Raw genomic sequence first — 20,382 nt, 5'->3', positions numbered from 1 at the left:
TTGCCAGACGGGCGTCGGCTTCACTTAGGGCAAACGGCCGTCCTCCGCGACCGCCGAGGCCGACTTCCGTCAGCCAAATGTGGATCTGTCCCAGCAATCCCCCTTGTCGATCGGGCCGGTTGGCCCGTCCTCCAGTTGGCGCTGGCCCGCAACGGTGGCGCCGTTCCCGCCATTGCCCCAGCGATAGATGCCGCCGGAACGTGGGTCGGCCGCGTCCTTGCCCGGCAGCGTCGAAGTATAGTCGGTGGTCATCCACGTCGGCCACACGGACGAACCGAGCCCCGTCTTCGCCCCATAGTCATAGGTTTCCACCCTGTCCCAGGTGTTCCACTGCGTACCCTTGCCGCACTTGTCGACGAGCACGCTCGAATAGACATGATCGCCGCCGCTGCTGTACAGAGCGTGCGACCCCCAGGCGGCATAGGCCACGGGATGCGTGCCCGATTTTTCGACATCGGCCCAGGATATCGTCTCGCCGCCGCTGTGCTGGGACATGTAGACGGAGATCGGGTTCAACTGGCTGTCCAGGCGAACCGTCAGATGCTCCCAGTCGCCGACATGGTTCCCCCAGATCGTATCCACGACCTCCTTGCCTCGGTTGTAGCCATAATAAGTGAAGTAGCAGATATCGTAATTGCCGCCGGCCTTTTCCACCCAGAACGCATAGACCGGCGCTTCGGCAAGATTTCCCTTGAACAGCGGCAGCGAGTCATCGCTGGGACTGCTCAGATCCTGCTTGGTGTATAGCCAGTACTGACCCTCTCTCGTCACGCGTGTCAGGAACTGGAAGGACCATTCGGTCGAGCACGCGAAATACTCCTCGCCCTCCGCCGCCCAGATCAATGGCGCGCACGTGCGCATGGCGGCGAGTTTCTGCTCGTCGCTGATGATGGCCTTCGTGCCGCCGACCGTCCATAGCGCCGTCGCCCCGGAATTGGCCTGCAGCAGCGTGCTGGTGTAGTCGGGCTCGTCGCCGACTGCGGCCATCGCGCCGTTCGAATCGAAGCTGAACTTCTGATATTGTTTCGGAACGGTCGTGTTGTTGTCGAGGAAGATCGGACGTGCCTGAAACTCGCCCTGGCGGCCGTCGCAACCATGGCCGTCCTTGCGGAACAGATGCGCGACGAAGGTGGACCCGGCCTCGATCAGGAATTTTTGCCCGAGAAAGGGATTGGGCGTGATGAAGTCGGTATCCAGGCAATTATTGTTGCCCGCATCCACCTCGAGGAACATCAATGTTGACGTATTATTCTTCACTGCAAAGTCGAATCCGGTAGACATGATCTTCTCCGACAGAATGATTGACGCGTTGCCAGCTATCTCAGATCGATAGCGTCCAGGTCGCATCGCTTCCTGCGCCTGCCTGGGTAAGCACGCTGCCGAAGGTCGGCGGGGTCCCCACCGCGGCGATGCCGCCATTCGAATCGAAGCTGAACTGTTGATACGCGTGCGTTACCTTCGCATTGTTGACGATGAACGTCGGGCTGATCTGAAATTCGCCCTGACGACCGTCACAGCCGTGACCGTCCTTTCTGAAGAGGCGCGTCTTCAACGATTCGCCCGGCCCAAGAAGGTACTGCTGGCCGAGAAAGGGGTTCGGCGTAATGAAATCGACGTCCAGGCAGTTGTTATTGTCTTTGTCGACGTCGAGAAATACCAGCACCGGGGCCGAATTCGTTATGGTAAAGTTGAACCCTGTGGACATGACAATTTCCTTTTACGTATCGCTGAGAGCGGCGACCGTCAGGAGATGACGGCCGCAGAGCATTGTTGATGTGCAAAAATGCACATTTGCGAATCTATTGCCGCGCGCCGCAGTTCAGCAGCAAGTCACGCTGAACACGAGCACCCGAGATGAGGATTTTTCGGCGCCAGCATGTCTGTCGGCACAGGCCCATCGTGATCGTCGCCCTATTCGCATTTTGGCATACGAACAGATGCCCGACGCGGCCCGTCGAGTTGTGCCGCGGCGCACATTTTTCGGGTCGTGGCGAGTATCGAGAGAGCCGGTAATGGAGACTTCGACGGCTGATGAACATCTAGCCGGAATCGCAGATTTTCGAATATTTCGCTATTTCGATAGTGACCAATTTGCCTCCGTAAAATCCGATTTTCGCAAGGTAAAATTCCGTCGTGGGGACAGCGTCATTCGCGATGAGGCTAAATCTAGCGGAATGTACTTGGTATGCTCCGGTAATCTGTTTTCGAAGAAATATTCTCGCAATGGAACGGAAGTCGGATTCAGCATCATAACGGCCGGGGATTACACGGGAGAACTTGGTGCGGTCGATGGAAAGCCCCGGTGGGCAAACGTAATTTGTCTCGACGATGCCGAACTGATCTTTGTTAGCCAAACCCTATTTGATCGGATGATCGAGGAGATACCCGGTTTCGGTAGAGCGCTGCTCGAGGACCTTGTTTCGATGGCACGCTCGTTGAGCCAGCGACTGTTCGAGCGGAACGCTGCCTCCGCGCGATCCCGCGTCATTCTCTTTCTTCTGCGATCGGCTGCAAAGGCAGGTGTGGTCGACGATCGTGTAACGTTGAGCAGGGTCGGCACCCACGCCCAGATCGCCGCTTTGGTCGGTACGCAGCGCGAGGTCGTCACGCGGGAGCTTACCAAGCTCAGCCGCATCAAGGCGATCCGGAACACCAGAAACACGATAGAGATATGCAGCTATGAGATGCTTCGCCGCCTGGCCTCGGTCGATGCGGCATAGGCCAGCGCCTGGTCGAACCGATCTTGTGCAACCTCACCGCGTCCGCTCCCCTGACGGCCTTGGGTCCAATGTCGGCGGGGGGGGTCGTTAAAGGTCGTTTGCCCTGACGGTCATTCCTTCCCCTCCGATAGGTTCGATCTCGCCTTGGGGAAAACCAAATAGGATAAATATCTTGACATTGGCGATCAAATTGGGTACATAGCACGAACTCTGACGTGGCGGGGAAATCAATGACGGGCAAGCAGCACCCCCCGGCTGGCACGATCGTGCGTCCGGCGATCAACGGCAAGACCCAGGTCATCCGCGCACGCCGCCGCTGGTCGCGGGAGGCGGAACGCATCTTCTTCGAACACCTTGCCGCCACCTGCAACGTGTGTGCCGCCGCGGCCGAGGCGGGGTTTTCGACGACCGCGATCTACAACCGCCGCATGAAATGGCCGGGGTTCGCCGAAGCCTGGGTGCGCGCGGTCGAGCAGGGGTTCGCGCGGATCGAGGCGCAGTTGATCGAGACCGCTTCCGCGTCGCTCGCCGGACCGTCCGATTTCGATGGCGGGCGCGAGGTCGAGCGGGTCAGCTTCGCCGATGCGCTCAACCTCTACAAATTGCACCGCGCCGAGGTCCGCGGCGGACCGCCGCAACGCTATGACGCGCGGTCCAGGCCGCTCGATCCCGACGCGGTGCGCGCCAGCCTGCTCAAGAAGGTCGAGATGATCGAGCGCGGGATGGCGCGCGAGCGGGACTATGCCGCGAGGGCCGATGACGCCGGCTGACGGCGAGCTGTTGCGGCGAGTCATGGCGTTGCCCGAGCGCGAACGCCGGATGTTCTTCAAGCTCGCACCCGAAGCCGAGTTGACGACGTGGGGGCGCGACTGGCGCGGGTGGGCGCATCCCGGGCAGCGCGAGCCCGATGGCGACTGGCGGACCTGGGTGATGATGGCGGGGCGCGGGTTCGGCAAGACGCTGGCCGGGGCGCAATGGGTGCATCATGTCGCGCGGACGCACGGCGCGGTCGCCATCGCGATCGTCGCGGCGACCGTCGAGGAAGCGCGCCGCGTGATGGTCGAGGGGCGCAGCGGCATCCTGTCGGTGCCGTGCCATCCCGTCGAGGCGCCACGGTTCGACGCCAGCCTGCGCCGGATCGTGTTTCCGGGCGGGGCCGAGGCGACGTTGTTCTCGGGCGCCAACCCGGAAAGCCTGCGCGGGCCCGAGCATCATTTCGCGTGGTGCGACGAGCTCGCGAAGTGGCGGCATCCGGAGGAGACGTGGGACATGCTCCAGCTCGGGTTGCGCGGCGGCGGCCTGGCGGGGGCGAGCCGACCGCGCGCGCTGGTGACGACGACGCCGCGCGCCGGGGTGGACGCGCTCAAGGCGATCCTCGGCGATGTCGATACGGTGGTGACCGGCGGTGAGAGCTGGCGCAACCCGCACGTCCCCGACGCCTATCTGGCGGCGATCGTGCGCAGCTATGGCGGGACCAGGCGCGGCCGGGAGGAGATCGACGGCGAGCTGGTCGAGGATATCGAGGGGACGCTGTGGCCGGCAGCGCTGATCGAGGCGAGCCGGGGGGCGGCGCCGGCGCCCGACGCGCTGGTGCGCGTGGTGATCGGGGTCGATCCGCCGGCGAGCGCGGCCGGCACGTGCGGGATCGTCGCGTGCGGGCTCGACGTTTGCGGGGTCGGGCATGTGCTTGCCGATCACAGCGCGTCGGGCTTGTCTCCCGAAGGCTGGGCGCGGCGCGTGGCGATCGCGGCGGAAACGCACGACGCCGATCGGGTGGTCGTCGAAACCAACCAGGGCGGGGCGATGGTCGGCGCGGTGTTGCGCGGCGTCGGGCTGACGCTGCCCGTCACCAACGTCACCGCGACTCGCGGCAAGGCGGCGCGAGCCGAGCCGGTCGCCGGGCTGTTCGAGGCGGGGCGGACAAGGTTGGCCGGGCGCTTTCCCGCGCTGGAGGCGGAGCTGGCGGGGCTGGTGCCGGGACGCGGCTATGCGGTGCCCGGGCGTTCGCCCGACCGCGCCGACGCGATGGTGTGGGCGTTGTGGGCGCTGCTGATCGCGGGGCGGGCGCCAAGCATCAGGCTGGCTTGATGCGGGCGGCGAGCGCCCGGCATTGTGAAAAGGCCGCGCCCCGGAATGCGGAGCGCGGCCTTTTCTTGTCGGGCGCGGCGCGGAAGTGAATTCCGCGCCGTCGAACGGGGCGGAATAACCGCCCCGCCGGCCGCGCTTCACCGTCTCGGGATTAGCTCACGCTAATTGCGTGCGGCTTAGCGGCACCGATACTGGCCGTTGCCGTTGGTGCTGTTCTGGTCGACCGACTTGCCGATCAACGCGCCGAGCGCGCCGCCGATCAGCGTGCCGCCGACCCGGTTGCGGCCGCCGTCGATCACGTTGCCGATGATCGCGCCCGACGCGCCGCCGACGATCAGCCCGGTCGTGCCGTCGTTGCGCTTGCAGTAATAGCGCCCGTCCGACCCGCGATAGACCTGGTCGTTCTCCGTCAGCACGCGCTCCTGATAGCGCGGATCGTCGCGATAATAGCGCGAGGCGTCATAGTCGGTGGCGTAGCGGCTGTCGTAATTGGGGTCGTTGTAGCGCGGATCGTTGTAGCGCGAATCGTTGTAGCGCTGGTCGTTATAGCCACTGCGGCGGCTGTCGCGGTTGCGAGCATTGTCGTACATCGCGCGCTCGCGGTTGTAGAGCGCGGTTTCCTGGTCGTAGCGGCGCTGCGCGGCGTCGAAGCGGCGCTGCTCGGTGATGGTCTGGCCGGCGGCGGGCAAAGCGAATGCCGACAACGCCACCGCGGCGGTCGAAAGGGCTAGGGGAAGGGTACGCAACATCTGTTTTCTCCTTGGATGACCCGGCCACAACGCATTTGCGGCCGAAACGGGTCCGTTCCGATCTGCACGCTGCCAGTTGAACCTGCGCTGACGCCTGATAGACACGAGCGTTCATCCAATCGCGGAGTGCTCCGATGCGCCGATCCCTTGCCCTGACGCTGACCGTTCTCGCCGCTCCCGCTTTTGCCCAGACGAGTGCCCCGACCAGCCCCATGACCAGTTTTTCCTATCCCGCGACCGAACGCGGCACGACCATCGACGAGCAATTCGGCGTCAAAGTCGCCGACCCCTATCGCTGGCTCGAAAACGACGTCCGCAGCGATCCCAAGGTCGCGGCCTGGGTGGCGGACGAGAACAAGGTGACCGACGCGTATCTGGCGACGCTGCCGGGGCGCGACATCTTCAAGGCGCGGCTGACTCAGCTGATCAACTACGAACGCTTCGGCACGCCGTTCAAGAAGGGCGGGCGCTATTTCTACACGCGCAATTCGGGGCTGCAGAACCAGGCGGTGCTGTATGTCCGCGACAGCGTCGGCGGCGAAGGCCGCGTGCTGATCGATCCCAATGGCTGGTCGAAGGACGGCGCGACCGCGCTCGGCGAATGGCTGCCGAGTGAGGATGGGAAGCGGCTGGTCTACACGATCCAGGACGGTGGCACCGATTGGCGCACGGTCAAGGTGCTCGACGTCGACACCGGCAAAATGCTCGATGATGATGTGGAGTGGGTCAAGTTCTCCGGCCTGGCCTGGGCGAAGGACGGGTCGGGCTTCTATTATTCGCGCTTTCCGGAACCCGCCGAGGGCAAGAAGTTCCAGTCGACCAATGAGAACCAGGCGGTCTATTTCCACAAGCTCGGCACGCCGCAATCGGCTGATCCTTTGGTCTACGCGACCCCCGACCAGCCCAAACGCGGGCACGGCGTCCAGGTCACCGACGATGGCAAGTGGCTGGTCATCACCACCACCGAAGGTACCGACAACCGCTACGAAGTGACGGTGATCGACCTCGCGACGCCGGGCGCCAAGCCGCGGACGATCTTCAAGGGGCTGGAGAACCAGTGGAGCTTGGCCGGCAATGTCGGCAGCAAATTCTATTGGGTGACCAACAAGGACGCGCCGCGACTGCGGATCGTCGCAACCGACCTGTCGGCTCCCGGCGACGTTGCGCTGACCGAGGTCGTGCCGCAGGACAAGGCGGTGCTCGACGGCGCGGGGATCGTCGGCGGCAAGCTGATTGCGAGCTATCTGGTCGACGTGAAGAGCGAGGTGCGGCGCTACGCCCTCGACGGCAAGCCCGAGGGAACGGTGGCGCTCCCCGGAATCGGCTCGGCCGGCGGGTTCGGCGGCGAGGCGGACGATCCGGAGACGTTCTACAGCTTCACCAGCTACAACACGCCGAGCACGATCTATCGTTACGATGTCGCGACGGGCAAATCCTCGGTCTGGGCGCAACCAAAGGTCGCGTTCGATCCGGCCAATTACGTCGTCAGCCAAATATTCTACACGTCGAAGGACGGCACCCGCGTGCCGATGTTCATCGTCCGCAAGAAGGGCACGAGCGGCCCCGCGCCGACGCTCCTCTACGCCTATGGCGGGTTCAACATTTCGATGGAGCCGGCCTTTTCCGCCACCCGCATCGCCTGGCTCGAGCAAGGCGGCGTCTATGCCGTCGCCAACATTCGCGGCGGCGGCGAATATGGCAAGCCATGGCACGACGGCGGGCGGCTGGCGAACAAGCAGAACGTGTTCGACGATTTCATCGCGGCGGGCGAGTATCTCAAGGGACACGGCTATACCGGCAAGGACCAGCTCGCGGTGATGGGCGGGTCGAACGGCGGGCTGTTGATCGGCGCGGTGGTCAACCAGCGTCCCGATCTGTTCGCCGCCGCACTCCCGCAGGTCGGGGTGATGGACATGCTGCGCTTCGACCGCTTCACGGCGGGGCGCTATTGGGTCGACGATTACGGCTATCCGTCGAAGGAAGCCGATTTCCGCGTGCTCTACAAATACTCGCCGTACCACAATATCCGCGGCGGGCGGGCCTACCCGGCGATCCTCGCGGCGACCGCCGACACCGACGATCGCGTGGTGCCAGGGCACACGTTCAAATATACCGCGATGCTCCAGTCGATGGACCTCGGCCCCAAGCCGCACCTCGTCCGCATCGAGACTCGCGCCGGCCACGGATCGGGCAAGCCGACCGACAAGATCATCGACGAGACCGCGAGCGACTGGGCGTTCATCGCCAAGTGGACGGGGATGACGGTCAAGCCGGTAAACTAAGCCGGCGCGAAGCTCTCGTCCGCGAACGCCCCACCACGATCGCGCTGGAAACGAGGACTTTGATGGCGGCTGGTCGACCGCAAAAGGGTGCGCGCTCGCCTTGGGGCGATGATGTTCCAGCGCCCAGAGCGCCGCCAGCCTGCGCAAGAAAATCGTTTCGTTTCCGGCCCTTGTGGCAAACTCGCCACATTCGAAGCGAATTTGCCAATCCTGATTTAGGGCAAGAACCCTTGTCCCATCGTCGAGCGTAGAGGCCCGCGTCCGGCCACGCTCACGTCGAGCGTGGCCCATAAACGGGAACGCAATCATGAACTTACGCTGCCGCAACCGCCTCCTCTCGAGCACCCTGATCGCAAGTGCTGCCCTTTTGGCGGTGCCCGCCGCCGCCCAGCAGGCCGCGCAAACCACCCCAACCACCCCCACCGACACCACCGCCCCCGTCGCCTCGACCACCGATCCCGCCGCGCAGGCGACCGGCCAGGCGGGGCAGGGCGACGAACCCGCGGGCGACATCGTCATCACCGGGTCGCGGATCGTGTCGCCGTCGGCGACCGCCGCTTCGCCGCTGCAGTCGATCGGCGCCGCGCAGATCCAGCAATCGGGCGCGGTCAACGTTCAGGACGTGCTGCTCCAGAACCCGACCTTCGGCGAGCCGGGCATCAGCCGCACCAATTCGAGCTTCGCCACGCAGAGCGCCGGCGTCGCCACCGTCAACCTGCGCAACCTCGGCGAGGATCGCACGCTCGTCCTCGTCAACGGCCGCCGCTTCGTCTCGGGCGTTCCGGGCTCGAGCGCGGTCGACCTCAACGTCATCCCGACCCAGTTCCTCGACCGAGTCGACGTGCTGACCGGCGGCGCCTCGGCAGTGTACGGCTCGGACGCCGTCGCGGGCGTCGTCAACTTCGTCTACAAGACGAAGTTCAACGGCCTGCAGGTCGATGCGCAGGAAGGTATCTCGCAATATGGCGACGGCAACGATCGCCAGGTCAACGTGCTGGCGGGCAAGAACTTTGCCGGCGGCCGCGGCAACATCATGCTGTTCGGCGGCTATTCGAAGCAGGGCACCGTGCTCAAGCGCGACCGCTTTACCGAAGCCGGCTCGACCGCGGTCGATCAGACCAACCTGGGGCTCATCACCGGTCGCGACGAAGACCTGTTCACGCCGACGACGTTGCTCTCGGGCTTCACCCCGGGTGGGCGCTTCTACGCTGGCAACAGCGTGTTCACCTATGGCTCCGACAATGTCCTGACCGACTGCACCACGACGAGTTGCGGCGGCTACAACCGCTCCGATGCGCGCTATCTCGCGGTGCCGGTCGAGCGCTTCGTGTTCGCCGGCCGCGGTAATTACCAAGCGTCGGACGCGCTTAACTTCTTCGTCGAGGCCAACTACGCCAAGACCCGCGCGAACACGGTGATCGAGCCGTTCCCGCTCAGCTCCGACCTGGTCGACATCCCGACCGGCGGCCAGATACCGATCGAGACCGTCGTCGGCGGGGTGACCTACCGCAACCCGTTCGTCCCCGACGCGATCTACAACGCCGCGACCGACACCAACGGGGATGGATTGAGGGACATCTTCTTCGATCGCCGGCTCGCAGACTTCGGCCCGCGCACCAGCCGTGCGAGCCGCGACCTGTTCCGAATCGCGGGCGGCGTGAACGGCAGGTTCCTCAACGACAAGTTCAACTACGAACTCTATGGCATCTACGGCCAGACGATCGAGAACCAGACCGGCAGCGGCCAGTTCAACAGCCTCAACTTCACTCAGGCGCTCAATGCCTATCGAGATCCAGCGACGGGCCAGATCGTTTGCGCCGATCCGGCCGCGCGCGCAGCGGGCTGCATCCCGGCCAATATCTACGGCATCGGCAGCCTTGCCTCGGCGGCGAGCTATATCGAGGCGCCGACGACGCTGCGGTCGAAGATCACCCAGACCGTTGCCGGCGGCAACGTGTCGGGCAAATTGTTCTCGATCTTCGGCGCGGACCCGGTCGGGTTCAGCATCGGCGCCGAATATCGTCGCGAGACGAGCAGCAACGTGTTCGACCTGCTGACCCAGCAGGGATTGAACGGCAACAACGCGCTGCCATCGACCAGCGGCCATTTCGATGTGTACGAAGGGTTCGCCGAAACGATCGTGCCGCTGCTGCAGGATCGTCCGTTCTTCCACTCGCTGAGCATCCGAGGGGCGGTGCGCGTGTCGCATTACTCGACCGTTGGAACGACCTTCAGCTACAATTACGGCGGCGAGTGGAGCCCGATCCAGGACATCCGCTTCCGCGTGATGAACGCGCGGTCGGTGCGCGCGCCGAACATCAACGAGTTGTTCCAGCCGCCGCAGCAGGACTTCCCCACCGGCCTGAGCGATCCGTGCGCGGGGATCACGGCGACGACCACCGGTACGCTGGCGACCAATTGCCGCGCGGCGCCCGGTGTCTCCGCCAACATCGCGGCGAACGGCGCGTTCACGGTGAACCAGGCCGATCTTCAGGGTATCACCAGCTTCGGCGGCGGCAATCCCAATTTGCAGGAGGAAAAAGGCAACTCGTTCACCGCGGGCGTGGTGATCAACCCGCGCTCGATCCATGCGCTGCGCAACCTCGTCCTGACGGTGGATTACTTCAATATCCGCATCAAGGACGCGATCGTGACGACGCCACTGCAGTTCATCCTGAACCAGTGTTACAATCAGTCGGTCCAGTCGTTCTGCAACCTGATCGTGCGCCGTCCGGCGGCGATCGGCGCCAACAGCGCCGGCTCGCTCGATGAGGTCAACACCAGCCCGACCAACTCGGGCGGTGCCAAGACGTCGGGTATCGACGTCGCGATCGACTGGCGGCAGCGGCTGCTCGGCGGCGATCTGACGCTGCACGGCGCCTATACGCACCTGCTGACCGGCTATTCGATCCCGCTGCCGGGCTCGCCGCGCGACTATTTCGCGGGTGAGATCGGGGCGCCGAAGGACAAGTTCTCGATCACGACCGGGTACGACATGGGTGGGATCGGGCTGACGCTGACCGGCACCTATATCGGGCGTTCGAGCCTCGACGACCAGATCACCGGCGCGCGCCCGGGTACGAACCCGCTCTACGAAGTCAGTCCGGAATTCTACCTCGACGGGCAGATCCGGTTTCGGACCAGGAACGGGTTCGAGTTCTACGTCGGCGGCGACAATCTGCTGAACAACCAGCCGCCGTTCCTCGGCGATCTGGGCAGCACCGCGGGCCAGGCGACCGACACGAGCACCTACGATCCGCTCGGCCGGCGCTATTATGCGGGCGTTCGCATCAAGTTCTGATCGCCGAGCGAGGGCGGCGAAGTGGGGACGGCGATTTTGCCGTCCCCATTTTCGTGTCCGACTTCACGCCGCTGATTTTCAAAGATAGGGTATGGTCATGAACGACCAGACCCCCGTCCGCCGCGCGATCGACAAGAAAGCCCTGCTCGCAAAGTACATCGCCGAGCGCGACAAGCGCCTGCGCGACGACGGCAACGACCAGTATATCGATCTCGAAGGACCGTTCGCCGATTATGCGATCGATCCGCACATGCCGGTGCTGCCGCGCGATCCGGTGACCGACCATGTCACCTTCGCGTTCGTCGGCGGCGGGTTCGCCGGGCTGGTGACCGGCGCGCGGCTCGCCGAAGCTGGGATCAGCGACTATCGCATCGTCGAGAAGGGCGGCGATTTCGGCGGGACCTGGTACTGGAACCGCTACCCGGGCGCGCAGTGCGACACCGCGTCGATGATCTACATGCCGCTGCTCGAGGAAACCGGGCACATGCCGAGCGAGAAATACGCGCACGGCCCCGAAATCCTCGAGCAATGCCGGCGGATCGGGCGGCAGTACGGTCTGTACGACAAGGCGCTGTTCCACACGCAGATTCGCAACATCGTGTGGGACGACGCAACATCGCTGTGGACGATCACCACCGACCGTGACGATCGCTTCACCGCCAAATATGTCGGGATCGGCACCGGGCCGCTGCACATCGCCAAGCTGCCGGGGATTCCGGGTATCGAACGGTTCCGGGGCAAGTCGTTCCACACCAGCCGGTGGGACTATGGCTATACCGGCGGCAACGCGGACGGCGCGCCGATGACGGGGCTCGCGGACAAGCGCGTCGCGATCATCGGCACCGGCGCGACCTCGGTCCAGGCGGTCCCGCACCTCGCGCGCGCGGCCAAGGAACTGTACGTCGTCCAGCGCACGCCGTCGTCGGTCGACGTGCGCGACAACCGGCCGATCGATCCCGACTGGTTCGCGGAGATCGCGACCCCCGGCTGGCAACGCCGCTGGCTGGAGAATTTCACCGCCAATCAGACCCCCGGAAACATGGTCGCGGAGGATTTGGTCCAGGACGGCTGGACCGACATTTCGCGGCGGATCAAGGCGCGTGTCGTGACGCTGCCGCCCGAGCAGCGCAGCTTCGAGAACATCCTGCGCGTGTGGGAGGATTCGGACTTCGAGAAGATGGAGGAAATCCGCGCACGGGTGGACGCGCTCGTCGCCGATCCGGAGACTGCTGCCGGGCTCAAGGCGTGGTACCGCCAGCTGTGCAAGCGGCCGTGCTTTCACGATGCCTATCTTCAGGCGTTCAACACGCCGGGCACGCACTTGATCGACACCGAAGGCCAGGGCGTCGAGTCGATCGATGAGACCGGCTTCACCGTCGCCGGCAAGCATTGCGAGGTCGATTGCATCATCTACGCCTCGGGCTTCCGCGTCGGCACCAATCTGTCGGCGCTGGTCGGGTTCGACGTGGTCGGGCGCGACGGGCTCAAGCTCAGCGAGGCATGGGCCGAGGGGATGCGGTCGAAGCACGGCATCCACGTCCACGGCTTCCCCAACCTGTTCGTGGTGACGCCGACCCAGGGCGCCAACCTGATTTCCAACGTTCCGCACAATCTGACCGAGTCGGGGCGGACGATCGCCGCGGTCGTCGCGCACACGGAAGCGCTCGGCGCGCGCGAGGTCGAGGTCACGCGCGAGGCGCAGGACGCGTGGGTCGAGTTGCTGCTGTCAGGGCCGGGCCGCAGCTTGCGCACCGCGCCCGATTGCACGCCGGGCTATTACAATAACGAAGGCAAGGACCCCGGCCCGGCCGCCGCGCTGGCGGTCGGCTATCCGCTCGGCGCGCACGCTTACTTCCAGTATATCGAGCAGTGGCGGCAATCGGGGGCGTTCGAGGGGTTGACGTTCCAGTGATGGTGCGCCCGCCGGCCCCGTAGGTCGCGGCCGGCGGGCGCTTGATGAACGAGGGCGTCCCGGACGAACTGCTACACCGTCATCTCATCGGCCATGCGGCTGGCCTCTTTGATGTCGGCTGCGCCGCCCATATCCTCGTCGGTCGTGCGTCCCGCGCCCGGGCCGGCGCCGAGATCGACCCCCGTCGTCGGATTGCCGTTGGGGTCGGAGGCGGTGCGCGCGGTGAGCGCGGTCGCCACCGCCCGGTCGTCCTCGCCGAGTTCCACCGTCGCGGTGCCGTCGCCGTCATCGGCCGGCAGCACTTGCTCGAGATCGTCGACTCGCTCCCACTGCTCGCCCGAGTTCCACGGCCCCTCCATGTCGCCTTCGCCCTGCGAGGTATTGACGTACATGTTGGCGTATTTCTCGATTCCCGGCAGCTTGCCCGGCGGGAAATTGTCCGCGATCGCGTAGAGCGCTTTCTCGAACGATTTCTGGTGCGCGATCTCGCGAGTCATCAGGAAGCCGAGCGCGTCCTTGATGCCCGGGTCGTCGGTGATCGCGATCAGGCGCTCATAGATGATCTTGGCGCGGCTCTCGGCGGCGATGTTCGACCGCAGGTCGCAGGTCGGGTCGCCGCGGCTGTCGATATAGGCCGCGGTCCACGGCACGCCCGACGAATTGGTCAGCGCGGGGCCGCCGCCGTACAGGATCGACTGGGTGTGGCTATTGCCGCCCGCGTTGAGCGACAGGTAGAGCTCGGCCTCCTCCATCGCCGCTTCCGAAAGCTGCGCCTTGGCGCCCTTGTTGAGCATCGCGACGACCGATCCGATCACCTCAAGATGGCTCAGCTCTTCGGTGGCGATGTCGAGCAGCATGTCCTTGCGCCCGGGATCGAGCTCGCCCAGTCCTTGCGTGAAGTAGCGCATCGCCGCGGCGAGTTCGCCATCCGGACCGCCGAATTGCTCGAGGATCAACGAGCCGAGCGCCGGATTGGGCTCGGCAACGCGCACGGTATATTGCAGGCGCTTGTTGTGCATGAACATGGCGGTGATCTCCACAAGGGTATCCCGCCAACGTCAGCCAGCCGCGATCCGTTCCGCGTTTTTCGCCTTATTTTAACGAGTTGACCTGGATCAGTTCGGCAGGGATCGGCCGCTTCGCTCCGGGTGGACGGGCAAGCGGGGCTCGCGTAGCTACCACGCGCATGACCCAGCCCAGCGACTCGATCCTGATTGTCGATTTCGGCAGCCAGGTGACGCAATTGATCGCGCGGCGGGTGCGCGAGGCGGGGGTCTATTCGGAGATCGCGCCGTTCCAGCTCGCCGCCGACGCATTCGCGCGGATGAAGCCCAAGGGGGTGATCCTGTCGGGCAGCCCGGCGAGCGTGCTCGATGAGGATAGCCCGCGCATTCCGCAGGCGGTCCTCGACAGCGGACTGCCGGTGATGGGCATCTGCTACGGCCAGCAAGTGATGATGCACCAGCTCGGCGGCACCGTGGAGCTGGGCGACAGCGGCGAATTCGGGCGCGCGTTCATCGAGATCGACGATGGCTGCGAACTGTTCGACGGGCTGTGGGCCGAGGACGAGCGGCACCAGGTGTGGATGAGCCACGGCGACAAGGTCACCGCGCTTGCGCCGGGCTTCCGTCCGGTCGCGGCAAGCACCGGGGCGCCCTACGCCGTCATCGCCGACGACGCGCGCCGCTATTACGCGATGCAATTCCATCCGGAGGTGGTCCACACCCCCGACGGCGCCAGGCTGATCGCCAATTTCGCGCGGCACGTCTGCGGGCTCACCGGCGACTGGTCGATGGCCGAGTTCCGCGCCGCCAAGATCGCCGAGATCCGCGCCCAGGTCGGCGACAAGCGCGTGATTTGCGGGCTGTCGGGCGGGGTCGACAGCGCGGTCGCGGCGGTGCTGATCCACGAGGCGATCGGGCACCAGCTGACCTGCGTGTTCGTCGACCACGGCCTGATGCGCAGCGGCGAGGCCGATCAGGTCGTCTCGCTGTTCCGCGGACATTACAACATCCCGCTGGTGCACGTGAATTGCGAGACCTTGTTCCTCAATGGCCTGGCCGGCGTCACCGAGCCTGAGGCCAAGCGCAAGTTCATCGGCAAGACTTTCATCGACGTGTTCGAGGACGAGGCGAAGAAGATCGGCGGCGCCGAGTTCCTCGCGCAAGGCACGCTCTATCCCGACGTGATCGAGAGCGTCTCGTTCACCGGCGGGCCGTCCGTAACGATCAAGAGCCACCACAATGTCGGTGGTTTGCCCGAGCGGATGAACATGAAGCTGGTCGAGCCGCTGCGCGAATTGTTCAAGGACGAGGTGCGGGCGCTCGGGCGCGAGCTTGGGCTGCCGGACGTGTTCGTCGGGCGGCATCCGTTTCCCGGGCCGGGACTGGCGATCCGCATTCCGGGCGAGGTGACCAAGGAGCGGTGCGACATATTGCGCAAGGCCGACGCGATCTATCTCGAGGAAATTCGTAACGCCGGGCTGTACGACGCGATCTGGCAGGCATTCGCGGTGCTGCTCCCGGTGCGCAGCGTCGGGGTGATGGGCGACGGGCGGACCTATGACAACGTGCTGGCGTTGCGCGCGGTGACCTCGGTCGACGGCATGACCGCCGATGCCTATCACTTCTCGGGCGAGTTCCTGTCGCGCGTCGCGACTCGCATCATCAATGAGGTTCGTGGGATCAATCGGGTGACGTACGACTATACGTCGAAGCCGCCCGGCACGATCGAGTGGGAGTAGTGCGCCTCGCGACCATCGCTCGACGCGGCTAGGCGCTCCAAGGCGTGAGCCAGTCGCTTTCACTCAAGCAGGCGCGGCGCATCTTCCTCGCCGCACAGGGCTTCGGCGCGCGCCACCCGGACAAAGTGGGCGCGACGCACCTTCGCCGCACGATCGATCGGCTCGGCCTCTACCAGATCGACAGCGTCAACGTGCTGGCGCGGATGCACTATCTGCCGGCCTTCTCGCGGCTCGGTAGCTACGATCGCACCCTGCTCGAGCACGACGCTTGGGGCCCGAAACGCAATCGGCGGCTGTTCGAATATTGGGCGCACGAGGCCTCGCTGCTGCCGCTCGATCTCCATCCTTTGCTGCGCTGGCGCATGGCGCGGGCCGAGCGCGGCGAGATCGGCTGGCGGATGCTTCGCGAGTTCGCCGCCGAGCGCCGCGCAGAGGCGACCGCAGTGCTCGATCGCATCGCCGCCGAGGGACCGCTGGCTGCGTCGGACTTCGCGGCGGGGAGCAGCCAAGGCGGATGGTGGACGTGGAGCGACGCCAAGCTGGCGCTCGAATGGCTGTTCTGGTCGGGCAAGATCACCACCGCGACTCGCCGTGCCAGTTTCGAGCGAGTCTACGATCTGACCGAACGGGTGCTTCCGCGGGCAGTGCTCGATCTGCCCACGCCCGATGCCGCCGTAGCGCAGCGCGCGCTGATCGAGCGTAGCGCTCGCGCGCTCGGGGTCGCGACTGCGGCGGACCTGCGCGACTATTTTCGGCTCAAGCCCGGGGAGGGCGACCATGCCATCGCTGCCCTGGCGGAGGAGGGCGTACTGATCCCCGTGCGCGTGCAGGGCTGGACGCAGAAAGCCTGGCTGCATCGCGATGCGCGCGTGCCGCGCCGGGTGCGGGGCGCCGCGTTGCTGGCGCCGTTCGATCCGCTGGTCTGGGAGCGCGGGCGGACCGAGCGGCTGTTCGACTTCCGCTACCGGATCGAGATCTACGTCCCCGCCGCACAGCGCGTTCACGGCTATTTCGTGCTGCCGTTCCTGCTCGACGAAGCTCTCGTGGCGCGCGTCGACCTCAAGGCCGACCGGCAAAATGGCCGTTTGCTCGCGCATCGCGTGACGTTCGAACCAAACACGCCGGACGATACCGCGGATCGGTTGCGCGCCGAGCTCGGCCGGATGGCCGAATGGCTAAGCCTGACCGACGTCAGGATCGGCGGGATCGTGCGGGGAGAGCGATGACTCCCCGCGCTCACACATCGATCGCGAGATACCCCGTGATGAACCGCCCGTTATTGGCACCGTAGATTCCGGGCCCGGCGATGTTGAACCCGCGATTGTCGAACACGTTGCCCATCTGGAGCCGGAACGTCGCGCTCTTGTCCATCAGCTTGAAACGATAGCGCCCGCCGAGGCTGACCGTCGCGCGCGGCGGCAGCGAGACGAGATTATCGGTGGTCGACGGCACGCGATCGCGCTGCACGATCGAGGTGTCGAGCGACAGCCCGTCGACGAACGGCGTGCGCCAGTTGAGGTTGAGGTTGATCAAATGCCCCGGCAGCGCCGCCGGACGCGGGCCGATATTGCCGAGCGCGGTGGGATCGCGCACGACGCGCGCGTCGAGGAAGAAGCCGCCGGCGACCACGTTCAATCGCTTGGTGATGTTGCCCGACACCGAGAATTCGGCGCCGCGGCTGCGGATCGTCCCGATCTGCGTATAGACGCTCGCCGCGTTGTACCCGAAATAGGGTTTGCTGAGGTCGAATACGCCCGCGATCAGCTTGACGTTGCCGGTGACGTTCCAGCGCAAGCCGGCGTCCTTCTGCTCGGTCAGGATCGCGGGCAGCGGCTGGTTGCGGTTGGCGGCGTTGGGCGGCGCGATGCCGCTTTCCTCGAGCCCGCGGGCATAGCCGGCATAGACGCTGATCGCCTTCGACAGATAGCCGGCGGCGGTGCCGTTGTAGAGCCACGGGTTGGAGCGCGACACGATCGGTGGAACGCCCGGCAGATCGGTGGTCTTGCGATACGCCGCGCGCGAGACGCTGACGCTGACTTCGCCGACGTCTTTCCACCGCCCGTCATAGGCGACGCCCAGCGTGGTCTGGCGGACTCGGTCGAGCGAGGGCTGCGAGAACACGAACGCGGGCTCGGGCGAAACGACCGGCACGCCGATTCGCGCCGGGCCGAGATCGACTTCGTCCGACCCGCCGAACGGCTTGCGCGCGTCGCGCTCGCGTAACGAGAGGTGAAGGACGTGGAGCCGCGGGCCGTCGACGAAGCTCCGCGTGACGCGCAGCTCGCCGCTCAACGACACGTTCTTGGCGCGCGGATCGGCGATGATCAACCGGTCGGCGGTGCCGTCGGGCTGGAGGCCGAGCAGCAGGTTGGCGAAGCTGGTCCGCTGATCGAACACCGACCGAAACGCGCCCAACCGCACCAGCCAGTCCTTGCTCGGCGCGTAGGAGGCGAGCACGCCCTGATTGGTGCCGATGAAGCGGAAATCGGCCCATCCCGGCCCGTCGAACTGATGCCGTGGCGGCTGCGGCGGCAGGTAGTTGCCCGCGGGAACGTAGAACGGCCCGGCTTCGTCGTTATAATCGTTGTAGAGCGTCCAGAACGGCATGATCTCGACGCCGGGCGCAGGGCGCCAGCGCAGGATCAGCCCCTGGCCGTGGTTCCAATTGTCGGTCCCGTCGGGATAGGCGGTGCGCCCGCCGGTGACGCCATAGCCGAGCGACAGCGTCTTGCTCAGCGGCAGCGAGCCGTCGATCTCGATCCCGTACGAGCCATAACTGTCGCCGTTGATCAGGATCGACGCGCCAGCCTTCGCGTCGGGCCGGCGCAGCACCTGGTCGACGATCCCGCTCGGCGCGGTGAACGGATAGCCCTGTGCCGACAGGCCAACCCGGATGCTGGTCGAATCCTCGATGATGCTCGACAGGCCGATCGCCGGATCGAAATAGAGTCCTTCGATCCGAACGTTGCCCGCGGCGGTCGGCGAGAAGCCGCGCGCGTTTCCGGCGCTGTAGATGCCGAGCGATTCGCGGCCCACGCTGAACCCGAAGCCGTCCTCGGCCTGAGTCACCGCATTGTCGTCGGTCCGGTCCTGTGCGGCAGCCGGCAGCACCGTGCCCGCCAGCAGCACGCCGAGCGCCACCGATCCCCATCGCGCCATCGATCCCTCCCTTAGCGTGTTAACGCCTTATGACACTGTATTGCGGCGTCAACCGCTGAACATCGGCTTAACGCAGCGGTGGACGCCCCCGGCGATCGGCGGCATGCGCGGCGCGATGATTCTACGGCACATTCTGATCGAAGCGATCGGCTGGACCGGCGCCGCGCTGATCCTCGCCGCCTACATCCTGTTGTCGACCGGCCGGCTCAGCGGGCAGTCGCGATTGTACCAGGCGATGAACGTCGTCGGCGCGGCATGCTTCGTCGTCAACAGCGGCTATAACGGCGCGATCCCGTCGGCCACGCTCAACGTCGTGTGGGCGGGAATCGGGCTCTACACCTTGTGGCGCCTCCGGCGGATTGCTTGACCAAGGGGGTTGGCCAAGCTAGCCTTTCCGGCATGACCATCCACGTCAACATCGGCGAAGCGAAGGCGCGACTGTCCGAATTGGTGGAGGCGGCTCTGCGTGGCGAAGACGTGGTCTTGCAAAAGGCGGGAGTCCCGGTTGCCGACCTCGTGCCCCGACCCGAACGCCTGGCCGAGCGGCGGCAGGAGATCGGGCGGCGGCGTCGAGAAAATTTCGGGCTGCACCGCGGCCGGTATTCGGAAGAAGAATTGACGGTCCCGGATTTTCGTGTCGACGACTATCTGGAGGAACGTTTCGAGCGTAAGTTCGGTGCGCCTGATACTTGATACCCAGATACTGATCTGGCTGCCGGCGGGCGACAAACGGCTCAAGCCGGCGATCGCCGAACAGATCACCGCCGATGATACCGAATTGTTCGTCAGCGCCGTCACGGCGTGCGAGTTCACCGATTTGCGCGAACGCCATCGGATCGGCGCGCCCTATGATATTGCCGAGCTGTCGCACCGCTTTTACTTTACCGTGCTGGACTTGCCGGCGGCCACGTGGGCGGACATGGCCACGCTGCCGCCGCTGCATCGCGATCCCGCGGACCGGATGCTTGTTTCGCATGCGCGCCTGGCCGGTCTGACGCTGGTCACCGCGGACAAAACAATGCGCCGCTATCCAGTGGAAACGTTGTGGTGAAGCTGTACGGCATCCCCAATTGCGACACGGTCAAGAAGGCGCGAAGCTGGCTCGAAGCGCGTGGGACGGCGTATGCGTTCCACGACTACAAGAAAGCCGGCGTCGAGGAGCGCGACTTGCGGCGCTGGGTCGCTGCACTCGGCTGGGAGACGGTGCTCAACCGCGTCGGCGCGAGCTTCCGCAAGCTGCCCGATGGCGACAAGGCCGGGCTGACGGCGGACAAGGCGGTGGCGCTGATGCTCGCGCAGCCATCGATGATCAAGCGGCCGATCGTCGAGGGAGACGGCGTGCTCCTCGCTGGGTTCAAGCCTGACCTGTGGGAAGCGGCACGTTTATAATCACCGTCACCCCAGCGAAAGCTGGGGTCTCGTACCACA

Annotated in this window: 17 protein-coding genes; 12 read left to right on the top strand and 5 right to left on the bottom strand. The window is 65.3% G+C overall.

What is annotated here, in order from left to right:
* Positions 1 to 69: 69 nt before the first annotated feature.
* Together VH326_RS10190 and VH326_RS10185 are read right to left on the bottom strand one after the other, a co-directional pair.
* Complete coding sequence (locus tag VH326_RS10190) at positions 70 to 1,233, bottom strand: Vps62-related protein (RefSeq protein WP_329631703.1); 1,164 nt, start codon at positions 1,231 to 1,233, stop codon at positions 70 to 72.
* Positions 1,234 to 1,321: 88 nt separating this feature from the next.
* Positions 1,322 to 1,705 carry a hypothetical protein gene (locus VH326_RS10185; protein ID WP_329631702.1) on the bottom strand — a complete coding sequence of 128 codons (384 nt, stop codon included), beginning with the start codon at positions 1,703 to 1,705 and terminating at the stop codon, positions 1,322 to 1,324.
* A 307-nt stretch (positions 1,706 to 2,012) separates the two neighbouring features.
* Between VH326_RS10185 and VH326_RS10180 the strand changes: the two genes are divergently transcribed.
* The 3 genes from VH326_RS10180 to VH326_RS10170 all read left to right on the top strand — a co-directional run bounded on the left by VH326_RS10180 (position 2,013) and on the right by VH326_RS10170 (position 4,808).
* A complete protein-coding gene (locus VH326_RS10180; protein WP_329631701.1) occupies positions 2,013 to 2,720 on the top strand; it encodes a Crp/Fnr family transcriptional regulator in 708 nt (235 codons plus the stop codon).
* Positions 2,721 to 2,935: 215 nt separating this feature from the next.
* Positions 2,936 to 3,490: a hypothetical protein gene (locus VH326_RS10175; RefSeq protein WP_329631700.1), complete on the top strand. Its 555-nt coding sequence runs from the start codon at positions 2,936 to 2,938 to the stop codon at positions 3,488 to 3,490.
* The gene (locus VH326_RS10170) at positions 3,477 to 4,808 is read left to right on the top strand and encodes a terminase large subunit domain-containing protein (protein ID WP_329631699.1); all 1,332 of its coding nucleotides are present in this window, start codon (positions 3,477 to 3,479) and stop codon (positions 4,806 to 4,808) included. Before VH326_RS10175 ends, VH326_RS10170 begins: the two co-directional genes overlap by 14 nt.
* A gap of 176 nt (positions 4,809 to 4,984) precedes the next feature.
* Here VH326_RS10170 and VH326_RS10165 read toward each other — a convergent pair whose 3' ends face one another.
* Complete coding sequence (locus tag VH326_RS10165) at positions 4,985 to 5,557, bottom strand: glycine zipper 2TM domain-containing protein (RefSeq protein WP_329631698.1); 573 nt, start codon at positions 5,555 to 5,557, stop codon at positions 4,985 to 4,987.
* Positions 5,558 to 5,691: 134 nt separating this feature from the next.
* On the opposite strand from VH326_RS10165, the gene VH326_RS10160 reads away from it, so the two are divergent.
* The 3 genes from VH326_RS10160 (at position 5,692) to VH326_RS10150 (ending at position 13,052) form a co-directional block, all read left to right on the top strand.
* A complete protein-coding gene (locus VH326_RS10160; protein WP_329631697.1) occupies positions 5,692 to 7,839 on the top strand; it encodes a prolyl oligopeptidase family serine peptidase in 2,148 nt (715 codons plus the stop codon).
* Between the two features lie 373 nt (positions 7,840 to 8,212).
* Complete coding sequence (locus tag VH326_RS10155) at positions 8,213 to 11,140, top strand: TonB-dependent receptor plug domain-containing protein (RefSeq protein ID WP_329631696.1); 2,928 nt, start codon at positions 8,213 to 8,215, stop codon at positions 11,138 to 11,140.
* A gap of 97 nt (positions 11,141 to 11,237) precedes the next feature.
* Positions 11,238 to 13,052, top strand: coding sequence for an NAD(P)/FAD-dependent oxidoreductase (locus tag VH326_RS10150; protein ID WP_329631695.1), 1,815 nt, complete (start codon positions 11,238 to 11,240; stop codon positions 13,050 to 13,052).
* Between the two features lie 71 nt (positions 13,053 to 13,123).
* Here VH326_RS10150 and VH326_RS10145 read toward each other — a convergent pair whose 3' ends face one another.
* Complete coding sequence (locus VH326_RS10145; protein WP_329631694.1) at positions 13,124 to 14,092, bottom strand: manganese catalase family protein; 969 nt, start codon at positions 14,090 to 14,092, stop codon at positions 13,124 to 13,126.
* Between the two features lie 146 nt (positions 14,093 to 14,238).
* Here VH326_RS10145 and guaA point away from each other — a divergent pair, with 146 nt between their 5' ends.
* Together guaA and VH326_RS10135 are read left to right on the top strand one after the other, a co-directional pair.
* Positions 14,239 to 15,795: a glutamine-hydrolyzing GMP synthase gene (guaA, locus tag VH326_RS10140; RefSeq protein WP_329631693.1), complete on the top strand. Its 1,557-nt coding sequence runs from the start codon at positions 14,239 to 14,241 to the stop codon at positions 15,793 to 15,795.
* 44 nt (positions 15,796 to 15,839) lie between these two features.
* The gene (locus VH326_RS10135) at positions 15,840 to 17,021 is read left to right on the top strand and encodes a winged helix-turn-helix domain-containing protein (protein ID WP_329631692.1); all 1,182 of its coding nucleotides are present in this window, start codon (positions 15,840 to 15,842) and stop codon (positions 17,019 to 17,021) included.
* Between the two features lie 10 nt (positions 17,022 to 17,031).
* Here the strand turns inward: VH326_RS10135 and VH326_RS10130 are convergent, their stop codons facing one another.
* On the bottom strand, positions 17,032 to 18,954 hold the full coding sequence (locus VH326_RS10130) for a TonB-dependent receptor (RefSeq protein WP_329631691.1): 1,923 nt from the start codon (positions 18,952 to 18,954) through the stop codon (positions 17,032 to 17,034).
* Between the two features lie 103 nt (positions 18,955 to 19,057).
* Between VH326_RS10130 and VH326_RS10125 the strand changes: the two genes are divergently transcribed.
* Genes VH326_RS10125 through VH326_RS10110 form a run of 4 tightly spaced genes read left to right on the top strand, consistent with a single transcriptional unit; the run spans position 19,058 to position 20,343 of the window.
* Positions 19,058 to 19,321: a CBU_0592 family membrane protein gene (locus VH326_RS10125; protein WP_329631690.1), complete on the top strand. Its 264-nt coding sequence runs from the start codon at positions 19,058 to 19,060 to the stop codon at positions 19,319 to 19,321.
* Between the two features lie 32 nt (positions 19,322 to 19,353).
* Entirely contained in the window at positions 19,354 to 19,647 is a 294-nt protein-coding gene (locus VH326_RS10120; RefSeq protein ID WP_329631689.1) for a type II toxin-antitoxin system prevent-host-death family antitoxin, read from the top strand.
* Positions 19,631 to 20,005, top strand: a complete 375-nt coding sequence (locus tag VH326_RS10115; RefSeq protein ID WP_329631688.1) for a type II toxin-antitoxin system VapC family toxin — start codon at positions 19,631 to 19,633, stop codon at positions 20,003 to 20,005. The genes VH326_RS10120 and VH326_RS10115 overlap by 17 nt, the downstream gene beginning before the upstream one ends.
* Positions 20,002 to 20,343, top strand: coding sequence for an arsenate reductase (locus VH326_RS10110; protein WP_329631687.1), 342 nt, complete (start codon positions 20,002 to 20,004; stop codon positions 20,341 to 20,343). Before VH326_RS10115 ends, VH326_RS10110 begins: the two co-directional genes overlap by 4 nt.
* Positions 20,344 to 20,382 lie beyond the last annotated feature (39 nt).

It is taken from the genome of Sphingomonas sp. (genome assembly GCF_036269755.1).
Lineage (GTDB): Bacteria > Pseudomonadota > Alphaproteobacteria > Sphingomonadales > Sphingomonadaceae > Sphingomonas.
The sequence above is the reverse complement of the archived record's forward strand: the minus strand, read 5'-3'. Positions and strand labels throughout refer to the sequence as shown.